Annotated in this window: 21 protein-coding genes and 1 pseudogene; 4 read left to right on the forward strand and 18 right to left on the reverse strand. The window is 59.5% G+C overall.

The annotated features are described in order from the left end of the window. The first annotated feature begins 103 nt into the window (after positions 1-103). A complete protein-coding gene (locus HMPREF2528_RS07480) occupies positions 104-838 on the forward strand; it encodes a hypothetical protein (protein WP_070543579.1) in 735 nt (244 codons plus the stop codon). A gap of 382 nt (positions 839-1220) precedes the next feature. Here the strand turns inward: HMPREF2528_RS07480 and nusB are convergent, their stop codons facing one another. The 16 genes from nusB to aspS all read right to left on the reverse strand — a co-directional run bounded on the left by nusB (position 1221) and on the right by aspS (position 19397). After that, positions 1221-1631: a transcription antitermination factor NusB gene (gene nusB, locus HMPREF2528_RS07485; RefSeq protein WP_005505934.1), complete on the reverse strand. Its 411-nt coding sequence runs from the start codon at positions 1629-1631 to the stop codon at positions 1221-1223. Continuing rightward, on the reverse strand, positions 1631-2194 hold the full coding sequence (efp, locus tag HMPREF2528_RS07490) for an elongation factor P (RefSeq protein WP_005505932.1): 564 nt from the start codon (positions 2192-2194) through the stop codon (positions 1631-1633). Before efp ends, nusB begins: the two co-directional genes overlap by 1 nt. Positions 2195-2408: 214 nt before the next feature. Next, complete coding sequence (gene aroB / locus HMPREF2528_RS07495; protein WP_070543582.1) at positions 2409-3530, reverse strand: 3-dehydroquinate synthase; 1122 nt, start codon at positions 3528-3530, stop codon at positions 2409-2411. Between the two features lie 38 nt (positions 3531-3568). Beyond that, positions 3569-4912 (reverse strand): shikimate kinase, encoded by a 1344-nt coding sequence (locus HMPREF2528_RS07500; protein WP_070543584.1) that lies wholly within the window; start codon positions 4910-4912, stop codon positions 3569-3571. Continuing rightward, entirely contained in the window at positions 4912-6129 is a 1218-nt protein-coding gene (gene aroC, locus HMPREF2528_RS07505) for a chorismate synthase (protein ID WP_070543586.1), read from the reverse strand. The genes HMPREF2528_RS07500 and aroC overlap by 1 nt, the downstream gene beginning before the upstream one ends. Positions 6130-6248: 119 nt before the next feature. Next, complete coding sequence (locus HMPREF2528_RS07510; RefSeq protein ID WP_070543588.1) at positions 6249-7184, reverse strand: shikimate dehydrogenase; 936 nt, start codon at positions 7182-7184, stop codon at positions 6249-6251. Between the two features lie 311 nt (positions 7185-7495). Beyond that, positions 7496-8689, reverse strand: coding sequence for an endolytic transglycosylase MltG (mltG, locus tag HMPREF2528_RS07515; protein ID WP_070543589.1), 1194 nt, complete (start codon positions 8687-8689; stop codon positions 7496-7498). Next, positions 8686-9249 carry a Holliday junction resolvase RuvX gene (ruvX, locus tag HMPREF2528_RS07520; protein WP_070543592.1) on the reverse strand — a complete coding sequence of 188 codons (564 nt, stop codon included), beginning with the start codon at positions 9247-9249 and terminating at the stop codon, positions 8686-8688. Before ruvX ends, mltG begins: the two co-directional genes overlap by 4 nt. Before the next feature lie 2 nt (positions 9250-9251). Further along, positions 9252-11939, reverse strand: a complete 2688-nt coding sequence (gene alaS / locus HMPREF2528_RS07525) for an alanine--tRNA ligase (RefSeq protein WP_070543594.1) — start codon at positions 11937-11939, stop codon at positions 9252-9254. A gap of 132 nt (positions 11940-12071) precedes the next feature. Beyond that, entirely contained in the window at positions 12072-12566 is a 495-nt protein-coding gene (locus tag HMPREF2528_RS07530; RefSeq protein WP_005508736.1) for a hypothetical protein, read from the reverse strand. Beyond that, positions 12566-13012 (reverse strand): DUF948 domain-containing protein, encoded by a 447-nt coding sequence (locus tag HMPREF2528_RS07535; RefSeq protein WP_005505916.1) that lies wholly within the window; start codon positions 13010-13012, stop codon positions 12566-12568. Before HMPREF2528_RS07535 ends, HMPREF2528_RS07530 begins: the two co-directional genes overlap by 1 nt. A gap of 305 nt (positions 13013-13317) precedes the next feature. Next, a complete protein-coding gene (rpsD, locus tag HMPREF2528_RS07540) occupies positions 13318-13950 on the reverse strand; it encodes a 30S ribosomal protein S4 (RefSeq protein ID WP_005505914.1) in 633 nt (210 codons plus the stop codon). Between the two features lie 706 nt (positions 13951-14656). Further along, positions 14657-16168: a replication-associated recombination protein A gene (locus HMPREF2528_RS07545; RefSeq protein WP_070543596.1), complete on the reverse strand. Its 1512-nt coding sequence runs from the start codon at positions 16166-16168 to the stop codon at positions 14657-14659. 195 nt (positions 16169-16363) lie between these two features. Continuing rightward, positions 16364-16798 carry a D-aminoacyl-tRNA deacylase gene (dtd, locus tag HMPREF2528_RS07550; protein WP_070506239.1) on the reverse strand — a complete coding sequence of 145 codons (435 nt, stop codon included), beginning with the start codon at positions 16796-16798 and terminating at the stop codon, positions 16364-16366. Positions 16799-16904: 106 nt separating this feature from the next. Then, positions 16905-17432, reverse strand: coding sequence for a P-loop NTPase family protein (locus HMPREF2528_RS07555; protein WP_070506237.1), 528 nt, complete (start codon positions 17430-17432; stop codon positions 16905-16907). Positions 17433-17624: 192 nt separating this feature from the next. Then, a complete protein-coding gene (aspS, locus tag HMPREF2528_RS07560) occupies positions 17625-19397 on the reverse strand; it encodes an aspartate--tRNA ligase (RefSeq protein WP_070543597.1) in 1773 nt (590 codons plus the stop codon). A 417-nt stretch (positions 19398-19814) separates the two neighbouring features. On the opposite strand from aspS, the pseudogene HMPREF2528_RS09335 reads away from it, so the two are divergent. Next, positions 19815-20000: pseudogene (locus HMPREF2528_RS09335) on the forward strand (type IV toxin-antitoxin system AbiEi family antitoxin domain-containing protein); the annotation flags it as partial. A gap of 363 nt (positions 20001-20363) precedes the next feature. Then, a complete protein-coding gene (locus HMPREF2528_RS09290; RefSeq protein WP_246823915.1) occupies positions 20364-20771 on the forward strand; it encodes an endonuclease domain-containing protein in 408 nt (135 codons plus the stop codon). A 263-nt stretch (positions 20772-21034) separates the two neighbouring features. Here HMPREF2528_RS09290 and hisS read toward each other — a convergent pair whose 3' ends face one another. After that, the gene (gene hisS / locus HMPREF2528_RS07570; protein ID WP_049362618.1) at positions 21035-22396 is read right to left on the reverse strand and encodes a histidine--tRNA ligase; all 1362 of its coding nucleotides are present in this window, start codon (positions 22394-22396) and stop codon (positions 21035-21037) included. A gap of 300 nt (positions 22397-22696) precedes the next feature. On the opposite strand from hisS, the gene HMPREF2528_RS07575 reads away from it, so the two are divergent. Then, the gene (locus HMPREF2528_RS07575; protein ID WP_070543601.1) at positions 22697-23965 is read left to right on the forward strand and encodes a DUF349 domain-containing protein; all 1269 of its coding nucleotides are present in this window, start codon (positions 22697-22699) and stop codon (positions 23963-23965) included. Positions 23966-24174: 209 nt separating this feature from the next. On the opposite strand, the gene HMPREF2528_RS07580 is transcribed toward HMPREF2528_RS07575, so the two are convergent. Then, on the reverse strand, positions 24175-25032 hold the full coding sequence (locus HMPREF2528_RS07580) for a CPBP family intramembrane glutamic endopeptidase (protein WP_070543603.1): 858 nt from the start codon (positions 25030-25032) through the stop codon (positions 24175-24177). Positions 25033-25531 lie beyond the last annotated feature (499 nt).

Genomic DNA, 25531 nt, shown 5'->3' on the forward strand with positions numbered 1-25531 from the left:
AGAGGGGGCACTCCCCCGCCCGCGTTGTCCGGTGTGCTTCCAACAGTCACCATTTCCATAGCCGTCTTTATCGGCACAACCACACACCAGAAAAGAACTAACAATGATGTTTAACCGTAGTTCTATTGCCGCGCTTTCTGCGGCAATGATGCTCACCCTGTCCGCTTGTTCCGGCGGCGCGCAGGTCAACGCAGAATCGAGTGCTTCCACCTCCGCGAGCACTGAATCGGCAAGCACTGAAGCTTCTGTAACTCCCACTGCTACTCCTTCGCCCACCCCGACCGGTCCGTCTGGCTCCGAAATCGAACTGATTTACGCGAGCATGGACGTGAACCGCAACTCGCAGGAAGCCGCTGAGGCAACCGATAAAGCTGCGCACGCCGCATTGGAGCAGCATTTCCGTCTTTGGAATGCCTGGAGGCACGGGGATATCGAACACACCAGCGATGAGGAGCTGGTCCGGTACGTACATAAAGACGTGCTCGAAAGCGTGAAGAAGACTGTGGAGAATTTTTATGAGCTCTCTCAGGAAGCTCCCGCGAACGGCGATATTATCTTCCGTGATGCTAAGACAAAAGAGATTTACGGAAGCATCAAGGATGACGGGTCACGCGTATACAATACCGGCGTGGTTATCACCTACTGTGAAGACTGGAGTGATCTTCGCCGGGTAGATGGTGAGAAAGTTGATTCACCTCTGCAGACGCGAGAAATCACTTTTATTCGTCGCGCAGAGGATGGTGCGTTCGTTATTGCCAAGATGCGAACCGTACATAAAGGTTGCGACAACCAAGCAAACGCTACGAGCGAGGCGATCGCATCCGCTCAAAGCGAGTAGCTAATACTGCACGAGGCGCATACCGGGCACGCAGGGCGGGGGCTCCGTCCTCAAGGCGCTCAGCGCCGCAGAGGGGGCACTCCCCCGCCCGCGTTGTCCGGTGAAGCCTCGAACGTTAACCCTACCCACGGGCTCCAGTGCACCTCCCGACATATCTCAGCCGGTACCACCGAACCCAGCGAGCGCACTCCAACCCCTGCAAGCGCATCCGGCTCAGCATCCCAAACCCGAGCACACGACAAACGCAACCTAGACACAGAAAACCCCCGCCGTCCTGTAGCGAACTACAGCACGGCGGGGGTTTCACGTACGCTCCCTGCGGGCGCATCCTCAACGGCAGCAAACCAACCAGCTACAAGCCAGCAGGCCGCGGCGGGACGTCTTACGCGAGCAGGGTCGGCTTCACCTGACGGAGCTTATCCAGCAGACCGTTCACGAACTTCGGAGATTCATTCGTGGACAGCACACGCGCCAGACCGACAGCCTCAGAAATTGCGACAGCATCCGGAACTTCATCATTGTACAGAAGCTCCCAAGTGCCAATACGCAGCACGGCACGGTCCACAGCGGGCATACGCTCGAAGGACCAGTCACGGGCGTAAGTCTCCACAAACTCGCGGATCTCTTCGTCGTGGTCGCGGACGCCACGAATGATTTCCTCAGAGTAAGCAGAGATCTGCGCTACCGTGTACAGTCGGCGGCGGCGGAGTACCTCAATATAATCTTCGTTGCGCTGATCCGCCTCGAAGAGCACTTCGAGGGCGCGCAATCGGGCTTTCGTACGCGAATTCATTAGTCGTTCACGCGACCGAGGTACTCACCGGTGCGGGTGTCAACCTTGACCTTGGTGCCGGTCTCCAGGAACAGGGGAACCTGGATCTCGTAGCCGGTCTCAACGGTTGCGGGCTTGGTGCCGCCGGTGGAGCGGTCGCCCTGCAGGCCGGGCTCGGTGTAGGTGATTTCGAGGACCACGGATGCGGGCAGCTCGATGTACAGGGGGCTACCCTCGTGCATTGCGATGGTTGCGGTCTGGGACTCGAGCATGTAGTTTGCTGCGTCGCCAACAACGGTTGCGGGAACGTTGATCTGGTCGTAGGTCTTCATGTCCATGAAGACGTAGTCGTCGCCGTCCTGGTACAGGTACTGGTAGTCGGAGCGGTCAACGGTTGCGGTCTCAATCTTAGCGCCAGCGTTAAAGGTACGGTCGACGACCTTGCCGGAGGTAACGTTGCGCAGCTTGGTGCGGACGAACGCGCCACCCTTACCGGGCTTAACGTGCTGGAACTCAACGACGGACCAGAGGTTGCCGTCAATCTTCAGGACGGCGCCGTTCTTAATATCGGTAGTGGATGCCATGGGGCTCTCCTTCGTGTCATCGACGCTCACGCCGTAGTGGTACCCGGCGAGGCGCTAAGTTTTCAATGAGCAAAAATATGTCCCGTACATTCTACAGGATGCGCACGAATTTGCCTAGCAGGGGCGCCACAGTTTTTCTGTGGCACCCCGCCCGGCTGGCGCGTATTAGCAAATACGTACCGAGTGCATCCGGTGAATGTACGGGACCCGTCACCTACTCGGTAATCTCCTGGTAGGTCATGTACAGGATCGAGTCGTCCGGCACCTCGTAGACGCGCGGGCGAGCCAAACCGTCAAGAATGATGAAGCGCAGCAGGTTGCCGCGTGCCTTCTTGTCGCGGCGCATTGCTTCGAGCAGCTGGGGCCATGCGTCTGCCTTGTAGGAGGTGGGCAGGCCCAGGGATTCGAGGATGCGGCGGGTGCGTGCCACGAGTTCTTCGTCAGCGTGGCCGGTTGCTAGCGCCAGTTCGGCGGCGTAGACCATGCCGACGGACACTGCCGCGCCGTGACGCCACTGGTAGCGTTCGTTACGTTCGATGGCGTGGGCGAGGGTGTGGCCGTAGTTCAGGATTTCGCGGCGGCCGGATTCGCGCAGGTCCTCGGAGACAACCTCCGCCTTCACGCGCACGCTGCGTTCAATGAGTTCACGCATCACGGCGGACTGCGAGTCGCGTACGGCGTCCGGGTTCGCCTCGATCAGGTCAAGGATTTCGGGGTCTGCGATGAAGCCGCACTTGACGACCTCACCCATGCCGGTCAGCAACTCGTGCTCAGGCAAGGTGCGCAGGGTGCCGATCTCGCAGAGCACGGCGGCGGGCGGCCAGAACGCGCCGACCAGGTTCTTACCCTCGGCGGTGTTGATGCCAGTCTTGCCGCCCACGGCAGCGTCCACCATGCCGAGCAGGGTGGTCGGAATGTGCACCACGCGCACGCCGCGCAGCCAGGTCGCCGCCACGAAGCCGGCCACGTCGGTAATAGCACCGCCGCCCACAGACACGATCGCGTCGGTGCGGGTGAAGTCGTTCTGACCGAGCACCTGCCAGCAGAACGCCGCCACCTGGTAGTGCTTTGCCTCCTCAGCGTCGGGAATCTCGGCGCTGAACGACTCGTAACCCATCGCGCGCAGGTCCTCCATGACCAGCTCACCGGTGGAACGCAGGGCACGCGGGTGAATCACGAGCACCTTCTTGGTGCGGTTGCCCAGAATTTCGGGGATTTTACCGAGCAGGTTGTGGCCAATCAGCACCTCGTAGTTCTCGCGCGGGGAGCTGCCGGTCACCGGAATACGGGTGATGTCCGCTTCGCCGGAAGCGCCGAAGGTGGGCTGAGTGCTCATCGTGTGTCCTTTCACAGGAGAGTGGGGGTAGGAGGGGGTCAGGAGTTGTTCGCCCGTGCCTTGCGGCTGGCGGTGACGTACGCCTGAATCTCTGCGGTCATTTCGGTAATGGGGCGGCCGCCGCGAGCGTCCAGGGTGAAGTGCGCCAGCTCTTCGTAGCGGCTGCGGCGACGCTCAAAAATGTCGGTCCAGCGCTCGACCGGGTTCGGCTGCAGCAACGGACGGGTCTTATTGCCGGTAATGCGCGGGGTGACGGTCTCGGCGTCAACCAGAATGTACACCACGCACTCGTCCTTGAGGAGCTCCGCAACCGAGTCGGTCATGGGCGCGCCGCCACCGAGCGAAAACACCGTGTTGCGGTACACGGGCGAGGTGAGGACCTCTTCGATGGTTTTGCGTTCGAGCTCGCGGAAGTGCGCCTCACCGAAAATCTCGAAAATTTCGGAGACCTCGCCGTAGCGTTCCACGATCAGCTGGTCGGCGTCGAGGAACTCGTAGCCGTAGAAACGCGCCAGGTGCGTGCCAATGTAGGTCTTACCGGCCGCCATGGGGCCGATGAGCACGATGGGGCGCGACTGCTCGGCAAAGTTCTCGTGCATCTCGCGCACCTGCTGCGGGTGGATGCGGGCGCCGCAGGCGGACTCGTCTTCTGCGAGCGCCTCTGCGGGGACAGTGAGCTCTGCGGGTGCCACAGATTCAGCCGGGGTTGCGGGTAGCTCGGAAGCTTCGAGGGGCTTCTCCCCCGCCTGGTTCTCTTCTTCCGCGGGGGGCGCAGCGGGTACTGCGGGCGCGGCAACCTGGACCTTGCCAAACAGCGCCGGGGTCGGACGGACCGGCTTGGCGGGTTCAGCCGCGGGCACAGCTACAGGATGTGCAGGTGCAAGCTTGGGTGCATCCGCCTGTGCGGGTTCCTTGCGGGGTTCCTCTTCAGCGGTGCCCATGCCCTGCAGGGCGCTGAGCAGCTTCAGGCGCAGGTCCTCGTCCAGGCCGAGCGCCTGGTCGGCGTCCTCAGATACCGAGGAGGCGTACAGGCGCACACCCTGCGTGCTCGCCGTAGCGGCGGGCAGGCGGCGAACCCCCGAACGCATCAGGTCAGCCGGGGTCGGCACGCGAGAAGCCGGGCGCGCAGAAGAAACCGACGCGACAGCCTCACGAGCCTCAACGCCCGCAACCTCAGTGCCCGCCGCCTCAACAGCCTGCTCAGCCGCGGCAGATGCACCGGATTCCGGGCGCGGCGAAGCGCCCCCTCGCGCACGCTGCGTCGCCGCAGCAATACGTGCAAGGGGGCTCGAAGCGACCGGGCGAACACCCTGCTCCACAGAAACCTCCCCAGAACCGCGACCCTTAGCGCCGCGGCCCTCAGATTCCGCCGGAAGAGGCACTACGCGTCCCAACCGGCAACGTTAGACTCCCACGCCAGAGACGCCGGAATAGCATCCAGGTAGGAATCCATGTTGCGGCGAGTCTCACCAATCGAGTCGCCGCCAAACTTCTCCAGTGCCGCCTCGGCCAGCACCAGGGCGACCATAGCCTCCGCCACCACGCCGGCGGCGGGAACGGCACACACGTCCGAACGCTGGTGGTGGGCGCGAGCCTCTTCACCGGTGGAAGTGTCAATGGTCTTCAGAGCCTTCGGCACGGTCGCAATGGGCTTCATTGCCGCGCGCACACGCAGCAGGTCACCAATGCTCATGCCGCCCTCAATACCACCTGCACGGTTGGTATCGCGGGTTACGCCGTGCTCGCCAATGGAAATCTCGTCGTGAGCGGCAGTGCCCGGGCGGTCAGCAGTCGCGAAACCGTCGCCAACCTCAACGCCCTTAATAGCCTGAATACCCATCAGTGCTGCGGCAAGGCGCGCGTCCAGGCGGCGGTCCCAGTGCACGTACGAACCCAGTCCGGGAGGCATACCGTACGCGAGTACCTCAACCACGCCGCCGAGGGTCTCGCCGTCCTTGTGCGCCTCGTCCACGCGCTGAACCATCGCGTCGGAGGTTGCCTTGTCGAAGCAGCGCAGCGGGTCAGCGTCCAGCTGCTCAACGTTGCGAGGCGAAGGCACCGGGGCGCCCTCGGGAGCGTGCACGCCACCCACAGCCACGGTGTGAGAAACCAGCTCAACACCCAGAGCCTTCAAAATCTGGGCGGCAACCACGCCAAGAGCCACGCGGGTTGCAGTCTCACGCGCGGAGGCGCGCTCCAGCACCGGGCGAGCCTCAGAGAAGTTGTACTTCTGCATACCCGCAAAATCGGCGTGGCCGGGGCGCGGACGGGTCAGCGCAGCATTACGCGCACGACCCTCAATCAGCTTCGGGTCCACCGGGTCGGAGCTCATCACGTCAGTCCACTTGGGCCACTCGGTGTTCGCAATCTCAATCGCGACCGGGCCGCCCTGAGTCAGGCCGTGACGCACACCGCCCAGGATGCGCACGCGGTCCTCCTCGAACTTCATGCGGGCACCGCGGCCGTAGCCAAGGCGGCGACGAGCCAGGGCGTCACGCACCATGTTGCTGGTGAGTTCCACACCGGCGGGTACGCCCTCAATAATGCCGACGAGCGCCTCGCCGTGGGATTCTCCGGCAGTGAGCCAACGCAGGGCCATAGGTTAACCTCTTTTCATCGCACCCGCACCGCAGCGCAGGAGGAAGGAATAATAATTCTTCACGTGTATAAATAGTGTATAAAATGCCTGTTTACTGAGCGAGTGAAAGCACGCTTTTTTCACGAAACGGAAGCACGAGGCGCAAGATCAACCGCCGCGCACATCGCGTTCACCAAGCCCAGCAGCTCGCCCTCAGACAGGGTGCGGCCGGTAAACAGCAGAACCTGCTCCACCGCCTGGTACAGCAGCATCTCCAGGCCAGAAACCACCGTGCCGCCGTTAGCCTCCCAGGCGCTCGCCAGCACCGAAGGCCACGGGTTATACGCAACATCGAGCAGTACCGGCCGGTGCGTTGCGGAGGCGCCCTTCAGCCCGCTCAGCTGGTTCGCCCACTCATCCGCCGCATGGGCAGGAAGAGTAGACACCACCGGGTGATGGCCGCGCTCCGCAAGGTTCTGCGGCAAATCAGCCAGGGAAACCTGCTCCAGCTGAACGCCCAGGCGGTCCGCCGCCTCCTGCACGCTACCGAGCTTATGCAGCGAACGGGCGTACACGCTCACACGGGAATACCCCAGCTGATGCAGTGCGGTCAGGGCGGAAATAGCGGTCGCTCCCCCGCCCACAATCGCGGCAGAATCCTTGAGCGGCTGCGGCTCCAAACCGGCGTGGCGCAGCGCGTTCACAATGCCAATCACATCCGTGTTATCGCCCAGCACCTTCTCACCGCGCGGATACACCGTATTCACCGCACCGGTCACTCGGGCAGTCTCACTCAGCTCATCGCAATACTGGATAACTGCGGTCTTCAACGGCATCGTCACCGACAGACCCGCAATATACGGGGCGTCCTCCGTACCGTCCGGGTGACGCACCCCGCGCATAATCGCCGGCAAATCATCAGGCAGAGTATCGCGGCGATCATAACCCAAATTCTGCTCACCTAAAAAGTCATACGCGGCACGATGCAGCGCAGGCGACAGCGAATGCGCAATAGGGTGCCCCAGCACGTAGGCGCGGCGAAGATACGGGGCCTCACGGTACGGTTCAGTCTTCATCGATACTCTTTCGCTCTCAACGCTGGGGAACGCTCTCAACACTCAACGCTCGGGGCTTGCGGGCTTGCGGGCTTGCGGACGCGCACGCCACGAACCCGCGTTCATGGGCGCACTCTACCCATTTTAAGGGACAAACCAATATTCGGGTATAGCCCAACAACCAAGCACCCCATCAACCATGCACCCAGCATCCGGGTACAGCAAAGGCGGGCACCTCCCCCACTCTCGTGGAGGCGGCACCCGCCTCAGCAAGGAACCTTCACGCCGAAGCTACCAAATCGTAGCTACCAGCTAAACCAATGAGCTACAACTTAGCTACAGCGGTTCGGGTGCTTAGAACACCACTGGTTGTACTCTTCAACGTAACGCTGGTGCTCAGCGTAAGTGCGGGAGTACTTAGTCTCACCGGAGTCCAGGTCCACAGTCACCCAGTAGTAGTACGGGTTCTTCTCAGGAGCCGCAGCAGCCTTAATCGAAGCCAGCTGCGGGGAACCAATCGGACCCTTCGGAAGACCCTTATTCGCATAAGTGTTGTACTTATTGCTCTTATCGGCCTTCTGCTCTTCAGTCAGGTGGTACGAGCGGACACCCAGACCGTAGGTCACGGTCGCATCCGACTGAATCAGACCCGAGGTCTCACCATCGGGGTTGTTCAGGCGGTTCTCAATGATGCCTGCAACCGCCACGTAGTCCTTCGGCTGAGCCTCAAGCTCCACGATGGAGGCAATGGTCAGAACCTCAAAGGTCTTCTGGTCGCCGCTCACGCCGGCTTCCTTCAGGTCAGCCTTGGTCTTATCAACCATGGTCTGAATGACCTTCTTGATGTCGGTGTCCTTCGGGAAGCGGTACTCACCCGGGTGCAGCCAACCCTCAATCGAGGGGAAGTTGCTCGGCACACCGTACTGGGTGTAGTTGCTGACCGCGTCCTCAACCTGCTTGCGGGTGAACGCGCCATCGGAGCCAGAAACAATCAGGTCGATGGTCTCGCTCACGCGCTTACCCTGCGGAATCGCCAGGTACAGGACGTTGCTATTCGCATCAATAATGGTCGTAATCGCGCTCGAGCTGCTCATGTGCTGCTGCAGTTCATAGGTGCCAGGCTGCAAGTACTTACCCTTGCTCTCCTTGGTGTACACCTCGACGAACTTATCAGCATCAGCAATAACGCCCGCCGCCTCAAGCTCCTGCGCCACCTGCGCGGTGGACTGGCCAGAACGAATCGTGAACGTCACGGTCGTGCCGTTACCGCCACCCGAGTAGTCACGAGTCTTGAACGGGTCGTAGCGAGTAATCAGGGCACCAGAAATGATGACCAGAGCCACGACAAACAGGGAAATTGCGCTCAGCAAAACGGCGTGGCGGCGGCGCTTACGCGCACGCAACGTAGCCACCGACACGATTTCCTGTTCCATCGTGATGCCGGTGATGCCCTTACGTTCATCCTCGGCTGTCGGCCTAAAGAGGTCGAGCCCGCTCTCTTCGGGATGTTTATTATGTTCGGTCACTGAAGGTTCTCCGTTTCGTTGACGGCACCGACCGTGGTCCCTTCTGACTCGGACGGTCGGTTTTCTTCGTGGGCCGGATCGCTCACCTTGTACCCGGCTACGGACTGCCCCGCCTTGAGGGCATCCAGACTGTACTGCAAAATGTTCACAGCCGCCACCTGGTCAACCATAGTCTTGAAATCTCGGCTGGAAACCCCAGCCTCGTGCAGTGCACGGTGAGCGCTCACGGTGGTGAGTCGCTCATCCACCAGCCAAATGTTAATGTGTGTTTTGTCTTCGGCATCCAGCTCGGAGCGCAGAGCCTGAGCGTACTCCCGAGCCATTTCCGTGGAGGGAGAATCCCCACCACGCATGGTCTTCGGAAGCCCGACGAAAACCTCCACCACCTCGTTCACCTCAATCAGCTTACGCAAAACACGGCGGTCAGAGTTCTTCTTCGCGTCGCGGCGCAGCGTCTTGAGCGGGGTGGCGAGGATACCATCGGGGTCGCTGAGGGCGGTGCCGACGCGGGCGTTACCCACATCGACACCCATCCGCACTCCGCGCTGGAATTCTGCCATGTTTAGGCCTGAGCCTGTGCGATAGCGTCGCGGACAGCGTCCAGTGCAGCACCAATCTTGGATGCGTCCTGGCCACCACCCTGAGCGACGTCGTCCTTACCGCCGCCACCGCCGCCGAGAACACCGGCAGCGACGCGGACCAGAGCGCCAGCCTTCACGCCAGCCTCACGAGCACCCTCGTTGGTTGCCACCAGGACGACGGGGCGGCCATTAGCCACACCCACCACGGCGACAACAGCGGCCTCGGAACCGAAGCGCGAACGCAGGTCCAGAGCTAGGTCACGAACGCCGTTAGCGTCCAGTTCGCCAGCGTCATGCGCCAGAACGCGAACAGAACCGATGGTCTGTGCATTCTCCAGCAGCTTGCCAGCCTCAGCCTGCAGCTTCTCTCGGCGCAGCTGAGCCAGCTCCTTCTCAGCAGCCTTCAGCTTAGCCAGAGTCTGGTTAATCTTCTCGGGCAGATCAGCGGAGGACTGAACCTTCATCAGGCCGGTCAGCTGGTTCACCAGGGTACGCTCAGCAGCCAGGTGGTTGAAGGAGTCCAAACCCACCAGAGCCTCAACACGGCGGTTACCGGAGCCAACAGAGCTCTCGGTCAGCAGGGTCAGCGAACCAATCTCAGCGGACGAACCAACGTGGGTACCACCGCACAGCTCGCGGGAGAACTCGCCGCCGATTTCAACAACGCGCACCACGTCGCCGTACTTCTCGCCGAAGAGGCTCATAGCGCCCAGAGCCTTAGCCTCAGCAATCGGCATCTCACGGGTAATCACCTCGTGGTTATCGCGGATAGCGAGGTTAGCGACCTCTTCAACCTCACGCTTAGCGGACTCAGACAGGCCCTCGTTCCACGCGAAGTCGAAGCGCAGGTAGCCTTCCTTGTTGAAAGAGCCACGCTGAGTAGCCTCGTTGCCGAGCACCTGGTGCAGGGCAGCGTGAATGATGTGGGTACCGGAGTGTGCCTTCTCACCGTCGCGGCGGCGCTGAACATCAACCTGTGCCACAACATCGGCACCGACGTGAACCTCACCCTCACGCACAACGGCGCGGTGAACGCTCAGGCCCTTCACGGGCTGCTGAACGTCCTGAACGTCAATGATGAAGCCGTTGCCGGTAATGACACCGGTATCAGCTGCCTGGCCACCAGCCTCCGCGTAGAACGGAGTCTCATCCAGGACAACCTCAATCTTGTCGCCAGCCTTAGCAGCGGGCACGGAAACGCCATCCACCAGGATTGCGCGCAGCTTAGTCTCAGTACGCAGCTCGGTGTAACCGGTGAAGATGGAGCCACGCTCGTCCACGAGCTTACGCAGCTCGGACAGGTCAGCGAACGCACCCTTCTTCGCCTTAGCGTCAGCCTGCGCACGGTGACGCTGCTCAGCCATCAGCTCACGGAAAGCCTTCTCGTCAACCTTCACGCCAGCCTCAGCAGCCATCTCCAGGGTCAGGTCAATCGGGAAGCCGTAGGTGTCGTGCAGAGCAAACGCCTCAGCACCAGAAACAGCGTTGGAGCCGTCCTTCTTAGCCGCAGCAACAGCCTCTTCCAGACGCTCAGTACCGGTCTCAATGGTGTGCAGGAACGCCTTCTCCTCAGCGTACGCAATACGGGAAATACGCTCGAAGTCGTCAGCAACGTACGGGAACGCACCCTTCATCGCATCACGCGAAGCCGGGAACAGTACGGGCAGGCAGGGCTCAGTAACGCCCAGCAGACGCATCGCACGAATCGCACGGCGCATCAGACGGCGCAGAATGTAGCCGCGACCCTCATTGGAGGGGGTCACGCCATCAGCAATCAGCATCAGCGAAGAGCGGATGTGGTCAGCCACCACGCGCATACGCACGTCGTCCTCATAGCCCTCGTCCTCGGCGGACTCGGAGCCGTGGTACTTCTTACCGGACAGCTTAGAAGCAGCGTCCAGAACGGGGCGAACCTGGTCGGTCTCGTAGAAGTTCTCAACACCCTGCAGCAGCATGGCCAGACGCTCAACGCCCAGACCGGTATCAATGTTCTTCTTCGGCAGGTCACCCAGAATCTCGAAGTCATCCTTACCGATGCCCTCGCCACGCTGGTACTGCATGAACACGAGGTTCCAAATCTCAATGTAACGGTCATCGTCAGCCGCCGGGCCGCCTTCCTTACCGTACGCGGGGCCACGGTCGTAGAAGATCTCCGAGTCGGGGCCTGCGGGGCCGGGCTGACCGGTGGACCAGTAGTTTTCCTTCATGCCCATACGCTGAATACGCTCAGCCGGGAAGCCCACCTTGTTGTGCCAAATGTCGAAGGCCTCATCGTCACCCTCATAAATGGTGACCCACAGGCGCTCCGGATCCAGACCGAAACCGCCCTTATCCTGAGGGGTGGTCAGCAGCTCGTAAGCAAACGGAATCGCCTGCTCCTTGAAGTAATCACCGAACGAGAAGTTACCAGCCATCTGGAAGAAGGTACCGTGACGCGCAGTCTTACCGACCTCTTCAATGTCCAGGGTGCGGATGCACTTCTGCACGCTGGTCGCGCGGGAGAACGGAGGGGTCTCACGGCCCAGGAAGTAGGGAATGAACGGCACCATACCGGCGATGGTGAACATAGCGCCGGGCTCGTTCGAAATCAGCGATGCCGAAGGCACCACAGTATGGCCGCGGGAAGCGAAGAAATCGATCCAACGCTTAGAAATCTCCTGTGAGAGCATCTCGTTCCTTAGAGTAATCTGTGCGAAATTCTAAATTAGTCTACTGACCTATGGTGCCTGTCCGAGAGCAAAATGGCTAATCGAGCCACCCTCGTACCGTGGTTAACGGACAAAAACACCACCTTTAAAAACCTAGTTGAAGAAGCCGTCGCCTAGCTGACGGTCACGCGCAATACGCTGCTCACGCGCTCGCTTCTGAGCCTCTTCCAAGGAGGCGATCTCAGCCTCCACCTCAATGAGTTCACGCTCAGCCAGGCGGCGGTTCGTGGATTCAATCTCAGCCGAGCTCATCTGGCGGTCCCATGTATCCAGGGAGCCAGGACGCAGATCCTGCTTCTGGCGCTCCACCTTAGCGTTGAGCTCCATCTCCTTCTCCTGCATGCCCTCACGCACGCGGGCGGCGAACTCAACAGCACGCAACGCATACGGCTGCAGGGGCTTGCCAATCGGCGAATCGAAGAACTTTCCCATCTGAGACTCCGGGTTGAGGGCAAGCTCACCGTGCTCACGCATGAGCAGGGCGCTGCCGGGGGTACGCTGAGCAGGTTCGGAGGCAGCACGCCTGGAAGCGAAGTAACCAACCGCCGCGCCGGCGCCGAGCAGAAGAGCTGAACGAAGCAGACCCATTAGTTCTCACCGCCTGCAGAGTAAGAGGACTGAGCCGAACCGTACTGGCCGCCAGCGTGGGTGTTGCCGGTGTTACCAGCGGTGCCGTGCGCATCGCCGGACTTACCGCCGCGGAACGCCTGACGCACACCGTACGAGAAGGACGCAACCTTAATCAGCGGCTGACCCACAGTCGAGGTCACCAGCGAGGACAGCGCAGAAACGTTCGCGGACGCATCCGAAACATTCGAGGTGATGTCGTCAACCTTCTCCAGCTGCTCATTGGTGGTCACCACAGTGCGGGTCACCTCTTCAATGAGAGGGCCGGTGCTCTGGTTCAGCGAACGAATCGTCACGATAAGCTCATCAAACACCTTAGTCAGGCGAATAATGGGTAGCGCAAGAAGTGCCACCAGAATCGCAAAAACTCCTGCTGCAATCAGGCCCGCAATATCTCCGCCGGTCATCTATAACCCCATTCCGCTCAATGCATGATGCTTATCAATAGTCGTACAAGGCTGGACGCCACCGTGGCGCGCAGCCGGATCGTGCATACAGTTCAGGACTATATACACAGCTCAATCCCCTATTTTAGTCGAAAAATCCTTCAAGCGCCCCCTAAACTCTCATGAAACTCCCAGCGACGGAAGATTCACAGGTTCAGCGGCACCACTGCCCTGTAGTGTATATACCCCAAAAACCCGCGCGTTAAACGGGAACAACCCGCCCCCACCGAACGGTGCAGGACGGGTTGCTTCTCGAAAAATCGAGATTATGCCAGACGCGAGTAGTACTCAACGACCAGCTGCTCGTCGCAGATCACGGGGATCTCTTCGCGCTTGGGCTTGCGCTCAAGCTTTGCGTGCAGCTTCTCGATCTCAACGTTCAGGTATGCGGGAACCTCGGGCAGAACTGCCTGGTGCTCGCCTGCAGCCGCAGCCTGGAAGGGGGTGGTCTTCTCAGCCTTGGGGTGAACGTGGATCAGCTGGCCGGGCTTGACGTGGAACGAGGGGCGGTCCACGCGAACGCCGTCAACCATGATGTGACGGTGAACAACCATCTGACGTGCCTGTGCAATGGTGCGGGCGAAGCCTGCACGCAGAACCAGAGCGTCGAGGCGGGTCTCGAGCAGCTCGACCATGTTCTTACCGGTCTGGCCCTCGGTACGCTTTGCCTCGAGGTATGCGCGGCGCATCTGTGCCTCGCGGATGTTGTACTGAGCGCGCAGACGCTGCTTTTCCTTCAGCTGGGTAGCGTAGTTGGAGTCAGCCTTCTTGCGGGCACGGCCGTGCTGGCCGGGGCCGTAAGGACGACGCTCGAGGTACTTTTCTGCCTTCGGGGTCAGTGCAATGCCCAGGGCACGGGACTGACGCACGGTACGGCGGGTGCGGTTGTGCTTAGCCACAATCTACCTTTCTATGTGAGGCTCCTGCACCCTCACGGGTGGGGCCTCGGTCTGTTGAATACTGGCCTCCTCGGTTGACCCCGCCGGAATCCGTACGCGACCGGTTCGGTCGTTGCTGTACGGCGGTGGGGCGGAGAGCTCGGGGCAGAGTACCCCGCAGCTACATTACTGACGCTCGCACAAATGCGGGCATAGTAATTGCCAGACCCGTCAAGCTTACCGGATGCACCCGGGCTTTACCAGCCTTTTGGGAAATCTTTGGTTCAAATCACTGTGCGTGTGGGTTTTTGATACTTACCCACACGACCCCACAGGGATTATTTATGCCCGTCAAAGCTCTTTAGGTGCGACTTCTCCGAAAAATCGCGGCGCCGAGATGTTGGATTGTAATCATTTCGTTATTTTTAACCTGTGAATCTATGGGAATAGCTTGAATCAGTCCCCCATATCGCCTAGACTAGAAGCCATAACAAGCTTGGCGTCCGCCCTTCCGGGAAGGCCGATAGTCAAGACGTCTATCACAACTCAAAACTCTGACGCGGTGCGCAGTACTACCGAGGTACTACGCACCGCTTTCTGTTTGCACTCAGCTTGCACTCAGCCCTATACGGCTGCTTGCTCTATACGGTTGCTTTCCTGCCGAGGCGCGCTACTCCCCGGCGGTCAGCAGTCAAAGTAGTAGACGGCTCGATGGGAGCCACGTAAGCTAACGGGTCGTATCCTGCACCGGCGCGGCATCCAAAATACGGCGGATACGCTCACGACGCTCCGTCAACGTACGCTCAAAACCATGCTGAGTCGGCTCGTAGTAGACCGTACCGCGCAGAGTATCCGGCAGGTACTGCTGCGCCGCCACATGCCCCGGCTCATCATGCGCATACACATACCCCACGCCGTGACCAAACTGCTTAGCCCCCGCATAATGACCATCACGCAAATGCACCGGAACCTGACCGGCGGCACCCGCACGCACATCCGCAATCGCGCGGTTAATCGCGTTATACGCCGCATTCGACTTCGGCGCGAGCGCACAATATATCACCGCCTGCGAGAGGATAATGCGCGCCTCCGGCATGCCCACCAGCGCCACCGACTGCGCCGCAGCCGTCGCCACCTGCAACGCCTGCGGATCAGCCAAACCAATATCCTCACTCGCCAAAATCATGATGCGACGCGCCACGAAACGCGGATCCTCGCCGCCCTCCAGCATGCGCGCCAAGTAGTGCACCGCGGCGTCCGCATCAGAGCCGCGCATGGACTTAATGAACGCACTCACCACGTCATAATGCTGATCGCCCGAACGGTCGTAGCGGATCGCGGCGCGGTCCACCGCCTCCGTAGCATGTGCCAGGGTGATGCGCACGGGCGCGGCAGGGTCAGCCTCTTCGGCACCGGTTTCTGCGGGGCCGGTTTCTGCGGGGGCATTTCCCGCAGCTTCAGCCTCGCTAAACGCAATCGCAGCCGCCGCCTCCAGGGAGGTCAGGGAGCGGCGAGCATCGCCTCCAGAAACCGCCGCGAGGTGGGCGCGCGCTTCCTCATCAATGACCGCCGCACCGTCAAAACCGCGCGGATCAGCCAACGCACGATCAATCAGACGCTCAATATCGGACTGCTCCAGCGAATGAACCCGCAACAGCAGCGAACGCGAGAGCAACGGCGAAATAATGCTGAACGACGGGTTCTCCGTCGTAGCCGCCACCAGAATCACCCAGCGGTTCTCCACGCCGGGCAGGAGCGCATCCTGCTGAGCCTTCGTAAAACGGTGAATCTCGTCGAGGAAGAGCACGGTGGTCGAGCCGTACATGTCGCGGTCGAGTAGCGCCTGATCCATGACCGCGCGCACATCCTTCACGCCCGCAGTAATCGCCGAAAGCTCCACGAACTTACGACCCGGCGCGCGCGCAATCACATGCGCCAAAGTGGTCTTACCCGTACCCGGAGGGCCGTACAAAATCACCGAGGACGGGCCAGCCGGGCCGGCGTTCTCCCCCGCCAACACGCGCAGAGGCGCACCCGGAGTCAGCAGATGCTCCTGGCCGAGAACCTCATCAATCGTGCGCGGACGCATACGCACCGCCAACGGCGCACGAGACGCCGAACGGGCAGAATGCGCACGCGACGCAGAGGCATACGAGGAGGGCTCCTCAGCGGGCGCGCCAATCAAGCTCACGCGGTCCCCGTCATCGGGCAGCTCAAGATCAAAGAGGGAATCAGCCATAGTCTTACTCTATCGTTTCAAAGGCTTGAGGCGGGCGCGGGGTGTGGGTATACAGCTGCGGATTTAGCTCGCGGCGTGAAGCCGCATGGGTTTTCGATGGGGTTTCGATAGGTTAGTGTCTTCGCCGCGGGTTCATAACCCAGGGGTTGGGTTTATACCCCCGGGACGATTCGCTCGCCGATTGAGATGCCAACCCTAGAGGGTCTCACTATCGAGAATCATGGTCACCGGGCCGTCATTGACCAGCTCCACCTGCATGTCCGCACCGAACACACCGGTCTCCACGTGCAGGCCACGCTCACGCAGCGCCTGAACATAGTCGTTGAACAGCGGCTCGCTCACCGCACCGGGCGCAGCAGCAGACCAGGAGGGGCGGCGGCCCTTCTTCGCATCCCCGTACAGGGTGAACTGGCTGACCGCCAGTACGGGTGCGCCCTCATCGAGCAGGGACTTCTCCCCCTCCAGCAGGCGCAGGTTCGCGGTCTTATCGGCAAGCTTCGCAATCTGTGCCGCACCGTCACCGTGCGTGATACCGACCAGAACCAGGTAGCCGGGCTGCTCAATCGCACCGACCGTCTCACCCGCCACACGTACCGCCGCGCGGGTCACGCGCTGAATAACTACTCGCATCGTTCACCTTTCATCATGGAACCGGCCTTCGCCGGGCTCATACATCTCTTTCGACACCACTCTCAGCGGCTGGTTTAGGGGAGCCGCAGTTCTAGAAGCAACAGCCTCAGAGCACGCCGCGCAACTGCACGGCACGCAAAAACTGGTTCGCCGCCCGCGGGGTACGAAACTCAATAAAACGCTTCTGCAGATGCTGCCCGCGAGCCTCCGCCAGCAACTCCCCGACGTGCGGGTAGCTCCTCCACGTGTACCGAATCATGTTGTCCGGGTCGCGCAGAATATTCCACAGCGGCGGTTCCACGTTATCAGCCCACAGTTTCTGACCCGTCACCGCGCGGCGCACCGTCCGGCGAACCACGCGCCACATGACCACCGCGCGGCTATAGCGCAGGTAAATCACCACATCCGCGCGCTCCAGCAGGCGGCCGCGCACCTGCGGATACTGCCACTCCGTAATCCACGCAGGCCGCTCAATGAGCGTCTGAACATCCGCCTCAAAACTAGGGCGCGGAGTCCAGTTCGGACCCCAATGCAACGAGTCCATCTCCGTATGCGGAATGTCCAGGAGGCGCCCCAACCGCGCCGCGAACGTCGTCTTACCGCTACCGCTCGGGCCGGCAATCAGAATACGCATGCTCCCCTCCCCCTTTGGTTAGTACACAAATCGGCACGCACGCCAGTTGATACAAAAGGTGGGCTGCGACCCTGCACCAGCAGAATACACAGCCCACCCTCAACGGCGACCCCGGCACAACTCAACGCCCGCCGGGTTCACGCCGCACAGGCCCACACCCCTACGGGGCGCACGACCAAAGACTAGAGAAGATTACTCCTCGTCCTTCTTCTTCGGCTTGAAATCAACGCCAGCTTCCTTACGCTGCTCCGGAGTAATCGGTGCAGGAGCCGCAGTCAGCGGATCAAAACCGTTACCGGTCTTCGGGAACGCAATAACCTCGCGGATCGAATCAACGCCAGCCAGCAGAGACACAATACGGTCCCAACCGAACGCAATACCACCCATGGGCGGTGCGCCGTACTTGAATGCATCCAGCAGGAAGCCGAACTTCTCCTGAGCCTCTTCCTCACCAATGCCCATCACAGCGAACACGCGTTCCTGCACGTCACGGCGGTGAATACGGATCGAACCGCCACCAATCTCGTTACCGTTGCAGACAATGTCGTAAGCGTACGCCAGAGCCGAACCCGGGTCAGTATCGAAAGTATCCATGAACTCGGGCTTCGGGGAGGTGAACGCGTGGTGCACAGCAGTCCACGCGGAGTGACCCAGAGCCACGTCACCGGACTCAGTAGCCTCAGCAGAAGACTCGAACATGGGAGCGTCAACGACCCACACGAAGGACCACTCGCCGTCCTTAATCAGGCCGGTACGGTGACCAATCTCAACACGAGCAGCACCCAGCAGCGCACGGGAAGCCTTAGCCTCACCAGCAGCGAAGAAGATGCAGTCGCCGGGCTTCGCGCCGGTAGCCTCAGCCAGGCCAGCACGCTCAGCGTCGGTAATGTTCTTAGCCACGGGGCCGGTCAGCTCACCGTCCTCCTGAATGAGAACGTAAGCCAGGCCCTTAGCGCCGCGCTGCTTAGCCCACTCCTGCCAAGCGTCCAGGGTACGGCGAGGCTGGGAAGCACCACCGGGCATCACAACAGCACCCACGTAAGGAGCCTTGAACACGCGGAAAGTGGTGTCCTTGAAGTACTCGGTCAGCTCAGTCAGCTCCAGGCCGAAACGCAGGTCAGGCTTGTCCGTACCGTACTTCTCCATCGCATCCTTGTAGGTCATGCGCTGAATCGGGCGGGGAACCTTCACATCAATCAGGTTCCACACAGCCTCAACGATGCGCTCGCCCAGCTCAATGATGTCTTCCTGATCAACGAATGAAGCCTCAATGTCCAGCTGAGTGAACTCAGGCTGACGGTCCGCACGGAAATCCTCATCACGGTAGCAGCGAGCAATCTGGTAGTACTTCTCAATACCGCCCACCTGCAGCAGCTGCTTGAACAGCTGCGGGGACTGCGGCAGAGCATACCAAGAACCCGGAGCCAGACGAGCCGGCACCAGGAAGTCACGCGCACCCTCAGGGGTGGAACGGGTCAGGGTCGGGGTCTCAACCTCAATGTAGCCGTCCTCAGCCAGCAGGTTGCGTGCCGCACGGTTCGCGTCCGAACGCAGGCGCATGATGCGAGCCGGCTCCGGGCGGCGAAGATCCAGGTAGCGGTAGCGCAGGCGCGCCTCCTCACCCACCTCAACGTGCTCGTCAATCTGGAAAGGCAGCGGAGCGGCAGTGTTCAGCACCTCAACGGCGGACACCTCAACCTCAATCTCGCCGGTCGCCAGGTTCGGGTTCTCGTTACCCTCCGGGCGCTTAGTCACCAGACCGGTCACACGCAGCACATACTCGTTGCGCAGGTTCTCAAAATCAGCCTCATTGTGGAAAACACACTGGGTGACACCCTCACGGTCACGCAGGTCAACGAAAGCGACACCACCGTGGTCGCGGCGGCGAGCCACCCAACCGGTCAGGGTAACAGTCTCTCCAATATTTGCGGCGGTCAGCTCGCCGTTGGTGTGAGTGCGAAGCACAGACATTCCTTTCATAGCGGGCACCTCACGACTATAGACAGTAGCCGGGTACACGCGGTTGATGATATGCGCACACTGCGTGCGCCTCATATATTGTATCCCCTCCGGGCAGGTCGATGGCGGGTCGGGGCAAGTCTGGGCAAGTCAGGCGCCAGAAAATGGGGTGCGGAGGCGGGATGCGGGTAGGGCGGCAGGTTCGTGGGTGTCTGCGGTCGATAGGTTAGTGTCTTCGCCGTGGGTCTTTAACCCGGGGTGAAGGCATTACCCTATCGAAAAGCCGCTAACCTATCGAAGTATTACCGGGGAATCCACTCCGCATGCCTGTGGACAAACACTTTTTCGGTAGAATCCGCGAAGTTATCCACAGATTTCACGAACAAGCCCCACAACCTCACACAGCCTGCCAGGATAAAGCCTATGAACACAGCAACTATTCCGTGGCAACGCGTCCCAAACGTACTACCGGCTACACCAGAAATTACCCGTACCGCAGAACTACACCCATTCGTGCTGAACTCACAGATGCTCAACCTGCGAGGAATCGGGCCGAAACGCATTCGCAAGCTAGTGGCGGAAGGGTCTCTGCAACGTATCCAGCGAGGAGCCTATATTTACACCCGCGATGCCCAAGCACTCACCCCCGAAGAGCGGCTCACGGTACGGTGCATCGCTGCTCAGATGATGGGTCTTCAAGGGATCTTCTCCCACACATCAGCCGCGGCGCTATGGGGACTTGATGTACTCTCTGTTCCCCAAATGATAAGCGTGTATAGCTGTAGTCATAGCACCTCTGACAAGGGAAGAATCACCCGGCATTACAGCGCCACCGGCCCCGAGGAAGTCACCAGGTTGCCGGGCACCTCCATCATGGCGACAACGGTGGCTCGCACGCTACAGGATTGTGCGCGCAGCATGCCCTTTCGGGAGGCGGTAGTCCTCGCTGACTCCATCATGCGGCGGGGGCTAATGGAACCCCGCGAAGTAACCGAGATTCTACTGAGCCTCACGGGGTACGGCGGTTCCGCGGGGCCCCTCCTGGAGCAGGCGGTGGATGCATCCAGCGAGTCGGCTGGTGAAAGCCTCACCCGGTGCCTACTCATGGAACACAGGATACCCCTCCCCGTAACGCAGTACCCGATTTCATGCGAAGGCCGTAACTACCGGGTAGACTTCGCTTGGCCCGAGGCGCGCGTCATTCTCGAGTTCGACGGCGAACAGAAATACGTGGACCACCCCGGCAGGGACCGCTACGAAGCCACCCGCGACCGTGCTCTAACCCGCGCCGGCTGGACGGTCGTACACCTCACATGGGCTGACATCTTTCAAAAAGAGCGGGAAGTCATCACCCACTTGCGGAAACTACTCTTGAGATAAAGCGAGGAAACGCCTCAGTCGATAGGTTAGCGCCTTCACCCCGGGTTAAAGACCCACGGCGAAGACACTAGCCTATCGAAAATCTGGGCCCGCATAAAAAGACCCGCCCGGCATGGAGGTCAACATCCTCCCCACCAGGCGGGTACACATCCATATGCGGGTCCATATGCAGGCTACAGTAACCAAATTATTACAGCAGCCAGATACTACAGCGGCCAAACACCGCAGGCATTACAGGCCCTACGATGACAGGCCCCTAATGTTTACAGACCCTCAGCACGCACAATCTGAACGTGCAGGTCCTCAGCCGGCGGCATCCACGAAGCCGGATCAGCAGCAACCTGCTCACCCGAACGGATATCCTTCACCTCGTGAACCGGAGCACCCGACTCATCCGACGAAATGAACCACACGAACGGAATGCCGCGCTTCTCAGCGTACTTAATCTGCTTACCGAACTTCGCCGCGTTCGCAGACACCTCGCAGGCGATACCGCGGGCACGCAGCGCATCCGCAACATCATTCGCGGCCGACCAGCCCTCATCATTCGTCAGAGCCACAAACACGGCCGAAGGCACCTTGCGGCTCGCCTGCGCAAAACCCTGCGACAGAATACGAGCCACCACACGGGTCACACCAATCGACAGGCCAACACCCGGGTACGTCTTCTTACCGTTCGACGCCAGCGACTCATAACGGCCGCCCGAGCAAATCGAACCCAGCGACTCGTGACCAACCAGAACAGTCTCATACACGGTGCCGGTGTAGTAATCCAGACCGCGAGCAATCGACAGGTCAGCCAGCACCTTACCCGGCGCACGGCGAGCCGCCTCCTCAATGACCTCAGCCAGCTCAGCAAGACCCTGATCCAGCAGCTCATGCTCCACCGAATACTTCGTGGCAAGCGCACGCACCTGCTCCACGAAAGAAGCATCCTCAGTGCGGATCTGCGCCAGCTCCAGGGCGGCAGCGGCAGCATCCGCGCTCGCACCAGCCTCAGCCTGCAGCTCCTCAGCCACACGCTCAGCACCGATCTTCTCCAGCTTGTCAATAGAACGCAGAACAGCCGCAGTATCAGTCAAACCCAAGCCCAGGTAGAAACCCTCAGCCAGCTTGCGGTTATTCACACGCAGCTTGAACTCAGGAATCGGCAGCTTCGACAGCGCATCAACAACAACCAGCGCCAGAGTCACGTCGTAACGGAACGGCAGCTCGCCGTCACCAACCACGTCAATATCAGCCTGAGTGAACTCGCGGGCACGACCCTCCTGCGGGCGCTCACCACGCCACACCTTCTGAATCTGGTAACGCGAGAACGGGAAATTCAGGTAACCAGCGTTCTCCACCACGTAACGGGCGAACGGCACGGTCAGGTCAAAGTGCAGCGCCAGCTTTTCCTTAGCCTTCGCGGCCTCATCCTCCTGCAGGCGAGAAATTGCGTAAACTTCCTTGTCAATCTCACCCTTGCGCAGCAGCTGCTCAATAGTCTCTACCGAACGAGTCTCAATCGGGGAGAAACCGTGCAACTCAAAAGTCTCACGCAAAGTGTCCAGAACATGATTCTCAACCAACCGCTCAGCCGGAAGATACTCGGGAAAACCAGACAGCGAAGCCTTGCGAGCCATACTCGATACTCCTTGACAAAGAACTCGACAACAAAACCCCGGAACACGCCGGGCACATCTACCCATCATACCAACACCCACCCCAGCACAGCACCCACTCCCCCAGCTCACCCGACACAAACCCACGCAAACCCGCGGCCGGCAGGTTCGCCCACAACACAACACGACCAGACACTACTCACACACACCCCACAGAGGCTATGCTTAGGAGGTGCACACGCACACCCAAACGGGTGCCCACCACGGGGAACAGCGCAAAGGCGCCCACCCCCAGCACCCCCGAGTGAAAGAGTTATAGCGGTGACTACCAAACCCGACGACACTGTAAACCTCGAAAAGGCACGCCAGTACGGCCGCGTCTCCGAGGACGGCCACGTCTTCGTCATTGTCGACGGCGAAGAATACGCCGTAGGCCAGCTGCCCGGCGCCTCCGAAGAAGAAGCGCTCAGCTACTTCGCCCGCAAGTTTGAAAACGTCGAGGCGCAGGTTGCCCTGCTCGAATCCCGCCTCGCCAACAACGCCCCCGCCGCAGACCTGCAGAAGGGCATCACCTCCATCGGTGCACAGATCGGTGTGCGCAACATGGTCGGTGACTACTCCGGCCTGCAGAAGCGACTCATCTCCCTCGCAGAGCAGATTGCTGAACTCGGCGAAAAGCAGCAGCAGGCACGCACCGAAAACCGTGAACGCGCCCTCGCCGTCCGCGAAGAAATCGTCGCGGAAGCCGAGCAGATTGCCAGCCAGGACCCCGACCAGATCCACTGGAAGAACTCCCACTCCCGCATGAACGAACTGTTCGAAGCGTGGAAGAAGGCACAGCGCGAAATTCACCTGGCAAAGAGCGTAGAGGATGAGCTGTGGAAGCGTTTCCGCGCAGCCCGCACCACCTTCGACCGCAACCGCCGCGCACACTTCTCGCAGCTCGACGACCGCAACGCACGCATCAAGCGCGCCAAGGAAGAACTGATTGCACGTGCGGAAGAGCTGTCCACCTCGACTGACTGGTCTGAGACTTCCCGCGCGTACGGCGACCTGATGCGCGCCTGGAAGCAGGTACCCCGCGGCCACCGTCGCGAAGACGACAAGCTGTGGGCACGCTTCCGCGCGGCGCAGGACGTGTTCTTCAACGCCCGCAACGAAGCCGAAGCGGCGCAGGACGCAGTCTACGCTGAAAACCTCAAGGTCAAGGAAGCACTGCTCGAAGAAGCACGCGCACTCCTGCCCGTCGAAGACATTGAGGGCGCGAAGGCAGCCTTCGAGAAGATCCTGGACCGCTGGGATGCGGCAGGCCGCGTACCCCGCAACGACCTGCGCCGCGTCGACGGCGAACTGCGCCGTATTCAGGACGAAATCAACGGCGCCGAAGAGGCAAAGTGGAAGCGCAACGACCCCGCCAAGGCGGCACGCGCGAACTCCCTGCTCGCACAGATCGAGGACTCCCTCGCCGAGCTGGAAGCAGAGCTCGCCGCAGCTGAAAAGGGCGGCGACTCCAAGAAGATCGCCAAGGCTAAGGAAGCTCTGGAGGCGCGCCGCGCCTGGGCAGCAACCCTGCAGGGCTTCGGCAACTAAGGTCTAGCCGACGGTCTAAATAACGGTCTAATTAACGCCGAGAAGCCACATGTGTTTCGAAAAGCCACCAAAGAAGTGGCTTTTCGAAACACATGTGGCTTCTGCATGTCTGCGGGATGCGAAATTTTAGGTTCGCTTGGAGGGGCTAGCCTTCAACAGGCTCATACTTCATGATTTCCCACCTTTGACCATTGTGCTTCTTTCCCTTGTTATTTTTCAAAACTCACACCTGACTTTTCGCGTTTCTTCCACACCAGAAAAACAACTACAAAAGAAATTAGTTGTGCAATTACTACTCGGACTATCATCATCTCATCCACTCCATTCACAGTAATCACATGAAGAAGATTTGTTGCAATACAGTTATTGAAGAAGTGATCAGCCATTCCGGCATATAGGCTGCCAGTCATACGATAGAGCAGCCCCCATTTAATACCCATCATTCCTGCCAAAATGATGTAACTTACACTAAGTGCTATGAAAGATTCTAAATTAATGTCACCATCAATTAAATTATGGATAGGTGTTACAATATGCCATACGCCAAATAAAAATGCCTGAAAAAACAAGGCATATTTCAGGGAGTGATCAATGGCAACAATTTGATAAATAATCCCTCGAAATGCTCCTTCCTCCATAACTACATTTATTATATTGAAGAAAATACACATCAATATAAATCCGAGTCCTGAATGGACTACTGTCTCCCCTGTCAAGGAAAAGCTTGTTGTGAAGATTCCGAACCCAGCATCATATCCCTGAGTCTTGAGGAGAGCAATTTCCACACCATACGAAATAATAAATGAACAGAAGGCTAGCAGGATTCCTAGACCCACATTCTTAACGAACCCTATCCTCTTAAACCCTATATCAGACCAGTGCCAATTAAGGTACCGTAGCAATATAAAAACTACAGCGATACCAAATAGTTTATTAATAAAGTTCTCCCCAAAAAAAGTTTCATCCGTCTTGAGAAAGATTGCCTCAAAACCATGAACAAATATCAGGAGCAAAAAGATTGCCCAGCATAACACAACAGTATTCTTCTTGATTTCCTTACTCAACATAAAAACTCCCTTCCTACGCTAGCTCAACATAGCAACATCTTGCCTAAAATTCATCTGAATCAAATCAGCTTCGACACATTTCACTTTTGCATCAAATTTTAAAATACCTTTAATTGTCCGTTAATTTTCTAATAGCATTTCCATAATAATCACAGCGCTATTTACTGCACCACAGATTTATAGACTTCTCAACCCCTGAACAAAAGACACCAGGACCTCTACGGTTTGGGGTGCCTACCTGGTGTGCGTGGGCGGGCTATACGGCGAGCCGTACATGTCGTTGCGTGGCAAGGGGGTTTTCGGGAGGCGCACTCCCCCGCCACACGGAAGATTAGGCGCGGACTGGCTTGCCTCCTGAGCGCTGCTACCCCGCCTCCCACACACCGTGTGGAAATTCGGTCATGGGTTACGGACTTCGACCATGGGTTAGTGACTCTGGGCTGGGGTTTTAACCCCCACCAAAGTCACTAACTCTGACCGAAAATCGGCGCTGTGCAGA

Origin of the sequence: Rothia sp. HMSC078H08 (genome assembly GCF_001808955.1) — a bacterium.
GTDB lineage: Bacteria > Actinomycetota > Actinomycetes > Actinomycetales > Micrococcaceae > Rothia.

Excerpts from the sequence above, each read along its gene's own strand:
- HMPREF2528_RS07480 (WP_070543579.1), top strand. The coding sequence starts at position 104 with ATGATGTTTAACCGTAGTTCTATTGCCGCGCTTTCTGCGGCAATGATG.
- nusB (WP_005505934.1), bottom strand. The coding sequence starts at position 1,631 with ATGAATTCGCGTACGAAAGCCCGATTGCGCGCCCTCGAAGTGCTCTTC.
- efp (WP_005505932.1), bottom strand. The coding sequence starts at position 2,194 with ATGGCATCCACTACCGATATTAAGAACGGCGCCGTCCTGAAGATTGAC.
- aroB (WP_070543582.1), bottom strand. The coding sequence starts at position 3,530 with ATGAGCACTCAGCCCACCTTCGGCGCTTCCGGCGAAGCGGACATCACC.
- aroC (WP_070543586.1), bottom strand. The coding sequence starts at position 6,129 with ATGGCCCTGCGTTGGCTCACTGCCGGAGAATCCCACGGCGAGGCGCTC.
- HMPREF2528_RS07510 (WP_070543588.1), bottom strand. The coding sequence starts at position 7,184 with ATGAAGACTGAACCGTACCGTGAGGCCCCGTATCTTCGCCGCGCCTAC.
- ruvX (WP_070543592.1), bottom strand. The coding sequence starts at position 9,249 with ATGGCAGAATTCCAGCGCGGAGTGCGGATGGGTGTCGATGTGGGTAAC.
- alaS (WP_070543594.1), bottom strand. The coding sequence starts at position 11,939 with ATGCTCTCACAGGAGATTTCTAAGCGTTGGATCGATTTCTTCGCTTCC.
- HMPREF2528_RS07530 (WP_005508736.1), bottom strand. The coding sequence starts at position 12,566 with ATGGGTCTGCTTCGTTCAGCTCTTCTGCTCGGCGCCGGCGCGGCGGTT.
- HMPREF2528_RS07535 (WP_005505916.1), bottom strand. The coding sequence starts at position 13,012 with ATGACCGGCGGAGATATTGCGGGCCTGATTGCAGCAGGAGTTTTTGCG.
- HMPREF2528_RS07545 (WP_070543596.1), bottom strand. The coding sequence starts at position 16,168 with ATGGCTGATTCCCTCTTTGATCTTGAGCTGCCCGATGACGGGGACCGC.
- dtd (WP_070506239.1), bottom strand. The coding sequence starts at position 16,798 with ATGCGAGTAGTTATTCAGCGCGTGACCCGCGCGGCGGTACGTGTGGCG.
- HMPREF2528_RS07555 (WP_070506237.1), bottom strand. The coding sequence starts at position 17,432 with ATGCGTATTCTGATTGCCGGCCCGAGCGGTAGCGGTAAGACGACGTTC.
- HMPREF2528_RS09290 (WP_246823915.1), top strand. The coding sequence starts at position 20,364 with ATGGAACCCCGCGAAGTAACCGAGATTCTACTGAGCCTCACGGGGTAC.
- hisS (WP_049362618.1), bottom strand. The coding sequence starts at position 22,396 with ATGGCTCGCAAGGCTTCGCTGTCTGGTTTTCCCGAGTATCTTCCGGCT.
- HMPREF2528_RS07580 (WP_070543603.1), bottom strand. The coding sequence starts at position 25,032 with ATGTTGAGTAAGGAAATCAAGAAGAATACTGTTGTGTTATGCTGGGCA.